The sequence below is a fragment of the uncultured Winogradskyella sp. genome, assembly GCF_937958655.1.
Classification (GTDB): domain Bacteria; phylum Bacteroidota; class Bacteroidia; order Flavobacteriales; family Flavobacteriaceae; genus Winogradskyella.
This window is the reverse complement of sequence record NZ_CALGNH010000007.1, coordinates 1-12,813: the sequence shown is the minus strand read 5'-3', so window position 1 is coordinate 12,813 and position 12,813 is coordinate 1. Positions and strand designations below refer to the sequence as shown.

Below are 12,813 nucleotides of genomic sequence, written 5' to 3'. Positions count from 1 at the left end.
TAAAATAACAACATTAAAGTATTTCGACTACGCTCAATATAGCAGCAGCGCGCAAATTTACAACATATTAGTTATATGCTAAAACTCACGAGATTTTCATTTTTATGTTTGGTGCTTTTATTGTCCTGCAATTCAAAACAAGATTCCAGCAAAGATTATCTCGTCTTCAAATACAACGAACACAAAAATATAGGTTCATTAGATCCTGCCTTTTCTAAAGACTTAGCAGATATTTGGGGAACGCATCAGTTGTTTAATGGTTTAGTACAAATGGATGACCAGCTTAATGTACAACCATGTATTGCGAAAAACTGGATCATTACTGACAGTGCTACAACGTACACCTTCAACCTTAGAAAAGATGTATTTTTTCACAAGCATGAAATCTTCGGTACTTCGACTTCGCTCAGCAACCAAGATTCTACAAGAACTGTAAAAGCATCCGACTTTCAATACAGTTTTAATAGATTGAATGATAAATCAATAGCATCTCCTGGAAGTTGGGTATTAAAAAAAGTCAAAAGTTTTTCTGCTGTAAACGATTCTACCTTTCAAATAAAACTGAAGCAACCTTTCCCAGCATTTTTAGGCTTGTTAACCATGAAGTATTGTTCTGTAGTACCTAAAGAAATTGTTGAGCATTATGGTAGTGATTTTAGATCTCATCCTATTGGAACTGGTCCTTTTAAATTTAAGCGTTGGGAAGAAAACATAAAACTGGTTTTTAGACGTAACAACAACTATTTTGAAACGGATACTAATGGAAAACAATTACCCTATCTAAAAGCTGTAGCCATCACCTTCTTACCAGACAAGCAAAGCGAGTTTCTACAATTTGCACAAGGCAATATCGATTTTGTATCTGGTTTAGATGCGTCTTATAAAGATGAAATTTTAACTACTGATGGCAAGTTACGACCATTATACGCTGATGATGTTAACATGATTCGTGGACCATACCTCAACACAGAATATCTCGCCTTATTTATGGAAACTGAAGTTGAAGAATTACAAGCCTTAAAATTGAGAAAGGCCATCAACTTAGGATTTGACAGAGTAAAAATGATGGTCTATTTACGAAATGGCATTGGGACACCTGCTTCTGGTGGCTTTATACCCAAAGGCTTGCCTGGTTTTGATGATTCCATAGGATTTACCTATCAACCTAAAAAAGCTAAACAATTAGTCACTGAGTTTAAATCAGAAACAGGAATTCAGAATCCTGAAATTACTTTAACAACAACGAGTAACTACTTGAGTTTTTGTGAATTTATACAGCGCGAAATTGAGAAAATTGGTGTTAATGTGAATGTCGATGTGATACCTGCATCTAGCTTAAAAGATGCTAAAGCTAATGGTCAACTCGACTTCTTTAGAGCCAGTTGGATTGCCGACTATCCTGATGCGGAAAATTATTTGTCCTTGTACTACAGCAAGAATTTTGCTCCAAACGGTCCAAATTACACACATTTTAAAAGTGATGCTTTTGATACGATGTATGAGACGGCATATCTTGAAACAGATATTACCAAACGAGAACACCTTTATACTAAAATGGACTCATTAATAATGGCGTCTGCACCAATTGTACCCATGTTCTATGATGAAGTGGTTCGGTTTACAAGAAAAGAAGTTAGTGGTCTTGGGATTAATGCTACTAATTTGCTCGAACTAAAATCTGTAAAAAAATCCAATTAGTTTTTAATTACTTTTTCTTTTCCGATAAGCTGCTTTCCGTCTATAGCTACCATAACATATACACCAGATGGCAAATAGGACAAGTCTAGTGTTTTTGCAGAATTTGATAAACGTACCTGTCTATCATAAACAGTTCTTCCTTCGAGATTATAGAGTTGTAATCTGCAATTAACTGAATGTTCTGATTGTAACTCTACATAAAGATTCTCCTTAAATGGATTTGGGTATGCTGCAAATTGTTTGGTAGTTATGATATCTTCAGGCAATCCTAACGATTCATTATAACAAGCCTCAGCCACCACTGCAGCTGGTTTAATAAGTGGTAATTTATCTTCTGAAAAATCTTGATAAAACGTAGAATTTAATATCGTATCAGATCCACCCATCCAATCTTGAATAAAGGTTGTAAACACTTGTCTATAATCGAATTGTAAGTCTTGTAACTGATCGTTATCTGCGAGGTCATCAATATTTGGATTGACTCCTAACACTCCTGCATTTATATTTGTACCACAAACAAAAAGTGGTGCAAAATTTCCATGATCGGTTCCGAAGTTTCCATTTTGCGATACCTTTCTACCAAATTCTGAAAAGGTAAAGGTGACCACACGTTCATCGATTCCGATGAGTTTTAAATCTTGTTGAAACGCATGGATAGCTTCCGATAATTCTAATAACAATTCAGCGTGATCTCCTACAGAAGTATTACCATCCACAACTTGATCTCTGTGAGTATCAAAACCACCCAAATTTGCTAAAAAGACTTTTGTTTGAGAGCCACCACTCATTAAGCGCGCTATAGTTTTTAACTGATTTGCTAAATCTGTATCTGGATAACTCGTATATTGATTCTGACCTGCATTAAACACATCCGTAATGCGCTGTGCATAGGTATTTACACCATTTTCTACCTGAATTATATGTTCTAAAATATCACCAAAATCTGAATTTGGAATGTTTAAAGGTGTCTCAGCACCAATACCAGAAATCAAAGAGTAAAATCCTCCAGGATCTTGACCAGTTAAGTTAATTGATATGGTATGTTCTTCTTCAGTATGGAATCCTAAGGAATTGTTTTTACTTCCTAATTGAACACCTAATGGATCTTGAAAATTCGATGGCTCAAAAGCATTCTCTAAATAACGCGCCATCCAACCGTCAGAAATATTAAAGCCTTCTGGTGTGCCATCACCTCCACTTAACCATAAATCTGTTGATTTAAAATGCGATCGGTTGTGGTCTGGATAGCCTACGGATTGAATCATACCCATTTCACCGCTATCGTATAAACCTTTCATAGCAGTCATTGAGGGATGTAATCCCACTTGAGCTTCAGTAGCTAAACTTGTATCAAGATTAATAATACCGTTCGGTCCAGTATTTGGTATGTATATGTTTGGTCGTAAATTAGCGTATGTATCAAACCTTCCTAGAGGAATTGCTGTGTTTAAACCGTCGTTTCCTCCTTTTAATTGTATAATAACCATTACGCGATCGTTGGTTGCATCACAGTTAAAATCATCCATAAAAGGTGCGTACTGAAAAGCATTGGCAATATGACCATTCAATAAAAAACTACCAGCCACTGCTGATGATCCTAAACCAATAAACTTTCTTCTTTTCACCTTTATATATATTTAAAAACTTTGATATTCTTGACAATACATCAATGTTTGATATAATCTGTTTAATGGAATTTCTACATCAGAATTATCACCAGAATTTAAATAATTATTCCATTCTACTTGCCAATTTATAGGACTCAGTCCATCTAAAAAGACATCATTTAAAAAGTAATTCATTCTATCAGCATCAATTGCTTCTGGTAACAAGTGTGTTGTTAATTCTTCAACCAATAAAACTGCATCAGACGCATCAGTGATGGTATTCTCAACAAAATCTACCATATTCGCATAAACATAACCATTGTTACCAGATTCTAATAGTCTTAAACCTGTTATAAACATTTCACCAAGTTTATATCTTGCAATAATATTAGACGAGTTAAACCAATTTTTGGTAAAATTGGGTTCTTGATAATAGGCTTCATAACCTGCAACTGTGGTAGGTGCAAAAACTTCCATACCTGATAATTCGCAATATGTTTGTTGCACAAAACGTCTATAGAAACGGTCAAATCTTTCGGTATCTGTGGTTTGATCGGGAACCTCTAAATTAAAATACGTGATGGTCCTTAACATTTGTTCCATCGGACTCGTAATTAAAGCTCCAATGTTATTGTCGGCACTTTCAATATCATCTAAATCATAAAAATGTTCAGATTTTAGTAGCATTTCTACAATAGGTTGAATTTCAAAATTTTGACTTATAAATTCTTGTGCCAGCGGAGCTATAATATCAGATTCAATCTCAGCATCAATGACAGTATTTACAAAGTAGCGATACAATCTGCGACAGAAAAAACGTGCTGTTTCCTCTTGATTAAAAATCATAGTGATCATGTCTTGTAATTCTCTATCCATATCAGCTGCATTGACAGCAGCAGTAATCGTTTGGTTTTGAAATCTATGACTAAATGTTTTGTCGTCTTGATCGTGTTTGTTGTATGATACTCTTCCAATAGGAATAGACGTATCTGTATCTATTATCGTTCTGTCTAATTTTGTTTTAAATCCTGTAAGCACCTTGGCAGCCATTTGAACGTCTAATTCTGTATAATTTGTATAATCCCCTTCACCAACTTGGGAACCTTTACCAATGGTAAAAAGCTCAAGAAACTCTCTGGCGTAATTCTCATTAGGATTTAGAGCTTCATTATCCGTATTATCTAAGTACAATAACATGGCATTAGATTTTGTAATCTTAAAAGCATAGTCCTTAAAATTACCTAAAGCATAAAATCTATTGAAGCTCAGATAATCATATAAATTTTCTGAGCGATTAACAAAATTATGGTTAATGGTAAAAATGGTATGAAGAAAAAATTCTAGTTTATGCTGAATACCTTGATTTTGTCTAGCTTCATCCATCCACCAAGATACGATGATATCTCTATATTTACCTTGATTATTGGTTGTTGGTGTGCCACCATTTATCCATACATCATTGGTGTCTGGATTTATGGGTTGTTCTAAACTTAAGGTATAATCTTGAAAAAGATTAGCAACAGCTGCGCTTGCAGTTAAGCCAGTTAATTCGTTAATGCGAGATTTTGAGTAATGATAAGAACCTCTTCTAAGCAAATGAGATGCTAAGCGCTGGTCCAAAACTCCGTTGTACGCATTAATATTAGCCATTTTATTTTTTTTATGTCTCATGGAAGATACGATATAAAATAATAAACAGTGCTTTTAAAAACGCGCTTATAGAACAATTGCACAAAAAATTATGAAATATTCAAATAAACAAAAAAATTATTGAGATTATTTCAAAGAAAAATAATATAAATCATCACCACCTTCGCCTTTTAAACGTCGAGAAGACAAATAACCAGTTGTTAAATCATCATTTAAGAAAAATGAAAAATCATCACCTCTACTATTAATCGGTTCATTTAAAGATACAGGTACTTGCTCATTGTCTGTAGACTCTAAATCATAGACATAAATATCTAAGCCACCTTTTCCACCTCTTCGGTTAGAAGTGAAATACAATTTATTATCGGCACTTACAAAAGGAAATATCTCGGTACGTGAAGAATTTATTGTTTCCCCTAAACTAACAATATCACCGTAGATTTTATGATTATATACAGAAACTTTATATAAGTCAGACTTTCCTTTGGTTCCTTTTATATCTGAAATAAAATATAATTCACTTCCGTCTGGACTTAAAGCAGGATGTGCAAAGTTGTTATCTGGCACACAAAATGGGAGCGTTTCAAAATTCGTCCAGCCTTTACCATCTATGTACTCTGCACGCTTAATCTGTAAATTATAGGTTTCTACACCCTTTAATTTATTTTCCCCTGTATCTAAATGATTTGTTGTAAAATACATATACCTTCCACCCTTTGAAAACGTGGCCGAGGACATATTAAATCGTCCTAACTCTGTTTTTTCTACTGGTTTTTCGTTTTCAATCTCACCATCTTTTCTTGCCAGAGCCTCATACATAATGTAGATAAGACCATCGTACTTATCCTTTATAGACCGTCCTCTTTTGGTCTTTAGATTATGACTAAAATATACCTTATCACCAACAACACGTGCTGCAAAATGATCTAAATCTGTATTAATTTTAAGCTTTTTTATCTCAACATTTTTACTTTGAGAGAATCCGTAGGTTAAGGTTACTAAAAGTAGTAATGTAAATTTGGTTTTCATAGTATTTAGTTTTGAATTCGACTGTAAAATTGAAGGTGTCATATAAAATCGCAGTTTAAATCAATTGTCTGATGAGGATATCTGAAAAGTAATTCTTTCTGTCATTTCGAGCGTGGTCGCTGAGCGTAGCCGAAGTGTAATCGAAAAAATTAAACTCAGATTAACAAAGCAATTCGACTATGCTCAATGCGACAGTTTTGTTTTAATTGACTTTTTAGGCATCCGCTATTCTCTTCTGTATTGTTTCGTTTCTTCAAATACATGTTCAAGAATAGCTTTATCTTTTTCTGTAAATTCCTCCTTGCGCCTAGCCATTACGACTTTAGCAACTTCAAAGGCTTTATTTGTTTTATAGGTTACAAAGCCTTTACTTCCGCCCCAAGAAAAACTGGGAACAAAATTTCTTGGAAATCCACTACCAAAGATATTAGCACTTACACCAACAACCGTACCAGTGTTAAACATAGTGTTGATACCGCACTTACTATGATCTCCCATCATAAGTCCGCAAAACTGTAATCCTGTTTTTGCAAAACCACCAGTCTCATAGTCCCAAAGACGTACTTCCGCATAATTATTTTTTAGGTTAGAGTTATTTGTGTCTGCACCAAGATTACACCATTCGCCCAAAACTGAGTTACCCAAAAAGCCGTCGTGGCCTTTGTTAGAATAGCCAAATAGTACAGAGTTATTAACTTCACCTCCAACTTTACAAAATGGCCCTACCGTGGTTGGTCCATAAATTTTAGTTCCTAATTTTAAGGTAGCATTATTACAAAGCGCTAAAGGCCCTCTAACGACTGAGCCTTCCATAACCTCTGTGTCGCGACCAATATAAATGCAACCTGAGCTTGCATTTAAGGTAGCAAAATTTAATGTCGCTCCTTTTTCAATGAAAATATTTTCAGCATTAACAGTATTCACTGTAGCTGGAATAGGTTCTGATTTTCTATCCTTGGTAATCAGTCTAAAATCTTCCTCAATAGCCTCTCCATTTTTTGAAAAAATATCCCATGTGTTTTCTATAGTTAAAATTTCACCGTTAAACTCAACGGCTTCAAAACTTGAAAAATCATTAACTTCTTCTCCTTCTTTAGCAAAAAACGCAATAACATCTTCACCGTTAAAAAGTGCTTGGTTATGTTTTAGATTTTTTACAAATTCAACAACCTCTGTATTAGGAAGGTAAGATGCATTAATCATAATGTTATCCTCCATTTCTACCATAGGAAACTTATCTGCCAAATAATCTTCAGTAACTGTAGTTGTTGTATACTCTAAATACGATTCCCACTTCTGACGAATCGTTAATATACCAACTCTTATATCTGCTACAGGTCTTGTGTATGTAAATGGTAAAAGGTTGTTTCTATATGGACCATCAAAGAGTATGTAATTCATTTTAAAATTTAATTTTTAATCTCATTATCTCTACTGTCATACTGAGCATTAGTTGAAAGCACGCTACAAAGCAGCAGAAATGCCCATAAAAAAATGACAAATTTCTCGACTATGCTCTAAATGATAGTATTAACTACCTTATGTATATAGCTCAAAAGTAGCCTAATTATAGAAAACAAAAAAGCCTTTCTGTTGTTAGAAAGGCTTTTTCGATTATCGGTAAGCTATGTTTATTTCTTAAACTTAGCATATTTGTTCTTAAATTTATCAATACGACCGGCTGTATCTACTAATTTAGACTTACCAGTGTAATAAGGATGAGAAGTTCTAGAAATTTCCAATTTTACTAATGGATATTCAACACCATCAACTTCGATAGTTTCACTCGTGTCTGCTGTAGATTTTGTTAAAAACACATCTTCGTTAGACATATCTTTAAACGCTACTACTCTATAATTATCTGGATGTATTCCTGCTTTCATCGCTTAATGCTTTATTATAAATTCGATTTTTCGAGGTGCAAATTTAAGTAATTTTTGTAAATGTACAATCATTTTTAATAATTTTTATTTTCTTAATTACTGTAACAAATTCCTATATTTGATTACAAACTAAACAATTAACAATAAAACTCAAGAAAATTATGGAACATCAAACAGCACCTGTTAAACCAATAGCCTATACCTATGGTTTATATTCCGCTTTAATAAGTATAGCAGTACTCGTAATAATGTATGTAGGAAATATTGATAAAAGCTGGATTCTATCTGGTATCAGCTTTACGCTTGGTGTATTAATTTTAGTATATGGCATAAAAGCTTATAAACAATCAAATTCTAATATATTATCTGTGGGACAAGCCATTAAAGTTGGCTTAGCAATAGCTGTTGTGGGTGGATTAATTGCCGCAATCTATTCTTATGTACACTATGAATATATTTACCCAGAGTTTATAGATATTCAAAAAGAAACAGCATATAATCAAATGATTGAAAACAATCCTGAAATGACCGATGAACAAATTGAGCAAGCTATGAGTATGAGCAGTATGTTTATGACTCCTGGTTTTTTTAGCTTAATGTCAATTATTGGATCGTTAATATTTGGTTTAATTGTATCGGTAATTACTGGCCTAATAATGAAAAGTGATCACTAAATAATTTATTTTATTTTTGACGTCTATACATGAGACAAATACTATGGAAATATCAGTAGTTATACCACTACTCAACGAAGAAGATTCCTTAAAAGAATTATACGATTGGATTGTATCAGTGATGCAGTCCAATTCATTTTCTTACGAACTACTTTTTATTGATGATGGTAGTACTGATAAATCTTGGGACGTCATTATTGCACTTTCTGAAACTAATCCTTGTGTTAAAGGTATTCGATTTTTAAAAAACTTTGGAAAATCACAGGCCTTACATGCTGGTTTTGAAAAAGCACAGGGCAACGTTATTATTACAATGGATGCTGATTTGCAAGACAACCCAGAAGAAATACCAGACTTATATAAAATGATTGTTAACGATGGGTATGATCTGGTTTCTGGCTGGAAAAAGAAGCGCTATGATTCTTATTTTTCTAAAAATCTGCCTTCAAAATTATTCAATTGGGTGGCAAGACGAACGTCTGGTGTAAAATTAAATGATTTTAATTGTGGCTTAAAAGCTTACAGTAATGACGTTATAAAACACATTGATGTTTACGGCGAAATGCATCGTTATATTCCTTTGCTTGCAAAAAATGCTGGATTCTCTAATATTGGTGAAAAAGTAGTAAAACACCAAGCACGCAAGTATGGAACAACCAAATTTGGTATGAGTCGTTTTACCAATGGTTTTTTAGATTTAATAACCATATCATTTATTTCGCGTTTTGGAAAACGACCAATGCATTTATTTGGTTCCTTAGGTGTTTTAATGTTTATAATTGGCTTTGGCTTTTCGTTTTATCTCGGTGTAGATAAATTGTTTATTAACCCAACAGGACGTCTAATTACTGAACGTCCACAATTCTATATTGCCTTAGCAACTATGGTTATTGGTTCGCAATTGTTTATTGCAGGTTTCTTAGGTGAATTAATCCTAAGGTCTAAACGGCAACAGCAACGCTATTTTATTAAAGATCATTTAAATTTATAGTTATAGACTTAATTTAAAGACAGTACAGAATAGTTTAAAATGATGATTTGATTATTTTTGTTACTAAACCAATTTTTCATGATACACATTAAACCAGAGATTTTAGAACGTGTTAACGCATGGCTAACTCCAACTTTTGACACAGATTCTCAAGACCAAATAAAAGATAAGATTGCTTCTGACCCTAAAGGTTTAGAAGAAAGTTTTTACAAGGATTTAGAATTTGGTACTGGCGGAATGCGAGGGATTATGGGACTTGGCACCAACCGAATCAATAAATACACCCTTGGAAAAAACACCCAAGGCCTAAGTAATTATTTAAACCAATCCTTCCCAAATGAACAAGTAAAAGTTGCCATCGCTTACGATTGCAGACACAATAGTAAAACCTTTGGAAAAGTGGTAGCTGATGTATTTTCTGCTAATGGTATTAAGGTCTATCTGTTTGAAGATTTAAGACCAACACCAGAATTATCTTTTGCACTAAAACATTTAGGTTGTCATTGCGGTATAGTTTTAACAGCATCACACAATCCGCCAGAATACAATGGGTACAAGGTATATTGGCAAGATGGTGGACAATTAGTTCCGCCGCAAGACGGTGAAATTATTGCAGAAATAAACGCATTAGACTATTCAGAAATTAAGTTTGAAGCTAATACTGAGCTAATTGAATACATTGGTAAGGACGTTGATGATGCCTTTATAACTGCATCTATTAAAAATGGAAGTTTCAATACATCTGCTGAGGCAAGGCAAAATCTTTATATTGTCTTTACCTCATTACATGGCACATCTATAATGTCAATTCCTGAAACGCTTAAGCGTGCAGGTTACACCAATGTAAATATTGTTGAAGCTCAAAAAGAGCCCAATGGTGATTTCCCTACTGTAGTTTCGCCAAATCCCGAAGAGCCAGAAGCACTTAAGATGGCGATGGAACTAGCCGAAAACGTTAATGGAGATATTGTAATTGGTACCGATCCAGATTGTGACCGTCTAGGTGTAGTAACCCGAAATTTAGAGAACAAGCTCGTTATCCTTAACGGAAACCAGACCATGTTACTAATGACAGATTTCTTATTAGAACAATGGAAAAATGCTGGAAAAATCAATGGTAATCAATTTATTGCCAGTACTATTGTATCCACTCCAATGATGTCTGTATTGGCAGATTCTTATGATGTTGAATACAAAATAGGGTTAACGGGTTTTAAATGGATTGCCAAAATGATAAAAGATTTTCCACAACTAGATTTTATTGGAGGTGGAGAAGAAAGTTTTGGTTTTATGGTTGGTGATTTTGTAAGAGACAAAGATGCTGTTACCTCTACCCTATTGGCTTGCGAGATTGCAGCCCAAGCCAAAGCCGAAGGAAAAACACTCTACGAAAAGCTTATTGATTTATATGTGAAACACGGTTTTTATAAGGAAAGACTAATATCTCTAACAAAAAAGGGTATTTCTGGGGCGCAAGAAATTAAACAAATGATGATTGATGCCAGAGAAAATCCACTAAAAGAAGTCAATGGAGCTAAGGTAATTAGGATTGAAGATTATCAACAATCTATGGCTAAAGATACCATTAGTGGTACTGAAACCGTCATTGACATCCCAAAATCTAATGTTCTTATCTACTATACCGAAGATGGAAGTAAGATTGCCTTAAGACCAAGTGGTACGGAACCTAAAATAAAATTCTATATCAGCGTAAACACCAAACTAGACAATGTGTCTGCTTTTGCAGCAACGGAGCAGCTATTGGAAGATAGAATTGATGCTATCCTAAAGGATATGAATTTATAATGCATGAATTATATAAAGAAACTTTCTAAGTTTATTATCCCATACAAACGTTATGGGATTTTAAATATCATAGCTAATGTTTTCTATGCGCTTTTTAGCACCCTTGCCATGGTATCCTTAATGCCAATGATAAATGTGTTATTTGGAGAGGGTAAAAAGGTAACCGCAAAACCAGTTTATAAAGGCTTTACTGGCTTAAAGGAATACCTCGAAAATTCTATGAATTATTTTATTTCATCAACATCAGATGAGTTTGGTCCACAACGCTCTCTTTTGTATATGATAATTCTTATTATTTCGTTATTTCTACTAAAGAATTTTTTTAATTATTTAGGGCTTTATTTTATTACATTCCTTAGGAATGGCGTTCTTAAAGGACTGAGAAATGAAATCTATGATAAGGTATTGACTTTACCTATATCCTACTATTCCGAAAAGAAGAAAGGTGATATTATAGCCCGAATTTCAGGAGATGTCAATGAAGTTAAAAACTCCCTCCTTGCCATTTTAGAGCTTATAGTTAAAGAACCGTTAACTATATTATTTGCAATAATTGCCATGTTTACTATTTCTGTTAAGCTAACAATTTTTGTGTTTCTTTTTATCCCTATTTCTGGTTTTATTATTTCAAGAATTGGAAAAAGTCTCAAGAAAAAATCCAACCGCGTCCAAACCGAACAAGGTATTTTTTTATCTACATTAGAAGAGACATTGTCTGGACTTAAGGTAATTAAAGGTTTTAACGCACAAAAACGTTTTAACGATCAATTTCAAGAATCTACAGATCGATTTTATAACTTTTCAAATAAATTAATGAATAGGCAAAACTTAGCTTCGCCCACTAGTGAGTTTCTAGGTATTGTGACAATTGCAGCCCTTTTATGGTATGGTGGGTCTATGGTTTTAATTGAAAAAACACTAACTGGTGGTGCTTTTATTACCTATATGGCACTAGCCTATCAAATATTAACTCCTGCAAAGGCAATTAGCAAAGCAAGTTATAAAGTAAAAGCTGGTAATGCAGCAGCTGATCGAATTTTAGAAATACTAGAAACCATATCACCTTTGGAAGACGTTCCAAATGCAAAAACTAAACAAGACTTTACATCTAACATTAGCATAGATAATATTTCATTTAAATACGAAGACGATCTTGTACTTAAAAACTTTTCGCTCACTGTTCCAAAAGGCAAGAGTGTGGCTTTAGTTGGCCAATCGGGAAGTGGAAAAAGTACCATTGCAAATTTAGTAACACGTTTTTACGATGTTAACGAAGGTAACATTAGTATAGACGGAGATAATATTAGAAATTTAACTAAACATTCCCTTAGAGCGCTTATGGGAATCGTTACCCAAGATTCTATTTTATTTAACGATACTGTAGCAAATAATCTTAAAATCGGAAGCGAAAACGCAACAGAAGACGATATTATAAAAGCACTAAAAATAGCTAATGCTTGGGAATTTGTAAAAGA

Annotated in this window: 10 protein-coding genes; 5 read left to right on the top strand and 5 right to left on the bottom strand. The window is 33.8% G+C overall.

Annotated features, from left to right (window positions below):
- Window positions 1-75: 75 nt before the first annotated feature.
- Entirely contained in the window at window positions 76-1,698 is a 1,623-nt protein-coding gene (locus tag Q0800_RS01445) for an ABC transporter substrate-binding protein (protein WP_299126966.1), read from the top strand.
- Here the strand turns inward: Q0800_RS01445 and Q0800_RS01440 are convergent.
- The 5 genes from Q0800_RS01440 to Q0800_RS01420 form a co-directional block, all read right to left on the bottom strand.
- A complete protein-coding gene (locus Q0800_RS01440; protein WP_299126965.1) occupies window positions 1,695-3,323 on the bottom strand; it encodes a DUF1501 domain-containing protein in 1,629 nt (542 codons plus the stop codon). The genes Q0800_RS01445 and Q0800_RS01440 overlap by 4 nt on opposite strands.
- A 12-nt stretch (window positions 3,324-3,335) precedes the next feature.
- Entirely contained in the window at window positions 3,336-4,976 is a 1,641-nt protein-coding gene (locus Q0800_RS01435; RefSeq protein WP_299126963.1) for a DUF1800 family protein, read from the bottom strand.
- 105 nt (window positions 4,977-5,081) lie between these two features.
- On the bottom strand, window positions 5,082-5,984 hold the full coding sequence (locus Q0800_RS01430; protein WP_299126961.1) for a hypothetical protein: 903 nt from the start codon (window positions 5,982-5,984) through the stop codon (window positions 5,082-5,084).
- A 225-nt stretch (window positions 5,985-6,209) separates the two neighbouring features.
- Window positions 6,210-7,385, bottom strand: coding sequence for a GlmU family protein (locus Q0800_RS01425; protein ID WP_299126959.1), 1,176 nt, complete (start codon window positions 7,383-7,385; stop codon window positions 6,210-6,212).
- A gap of 230 nt (window positions 7,386-7,615) precedes the next feature.
- The gene (locus Q0800_RS01420; RefSeq protein WP_299126957.1) at window positions 7,616-7,867 is read right to left on the bottom strand and encodes a type B 50S ribosomal protein L31; all 252 of its coding nucleotides are present in this window, start codon (window positions 7,865-7,867) and stop codon (window positions 7,616-7,618) included.
- 161 nt (window positions 7,868-8,028) lie between these two features.
- Between Q0800_RS01420 and Q0800_RS01415 the strand changes: the two genes are divergently transcribed.
- The 4 genes from Q0800_RS01415 to Q0800_RS01400 all read left to right on the top strand — a co-directional run.
- Entirely contained in the window at window positions 8,029-8,541 is a 513-nt protein-coding gene (locus Q0800_RS01415) for a DUF4199 domain-containing protein (RefSeq protein ID WP_299126955.1), read from the top strand.
- Between the two features lie 43 nt (window positions 8,542-8,584).
- A complete protein-coding gene (locus Q0800_RS01410) occupies window positions 8,585-9,532 on the top strand; it encodes a glycosyltransferase family 2 protein (protein ID WP_299126953.1) in 948 nt (315 codons plus the stop codon).
- A gap of 78 nt (window positions 9,533-9,610) precedes the next feature.
- On the top strand, window positions 9,611-11,338 hold the full coding sequence (locus Q0800_RS01405) for a phospho-sugar mutase (protein ID WP_299126951.1): 1,728 nt from the start codon (window positions 9,611-9,613) through the stop codon (window positions 11,336-11,338).
- A gap of 3 nt (window positions 11,339-11,341) precedes the next feature.
- On the top strand, window positions 11,342-12,813 hold a 1,472-nt coding region (locus Q0800_RS01400; protein WP_299126949.1), incomplete at its 3' end, for an ABC transporter ATP-binding protein.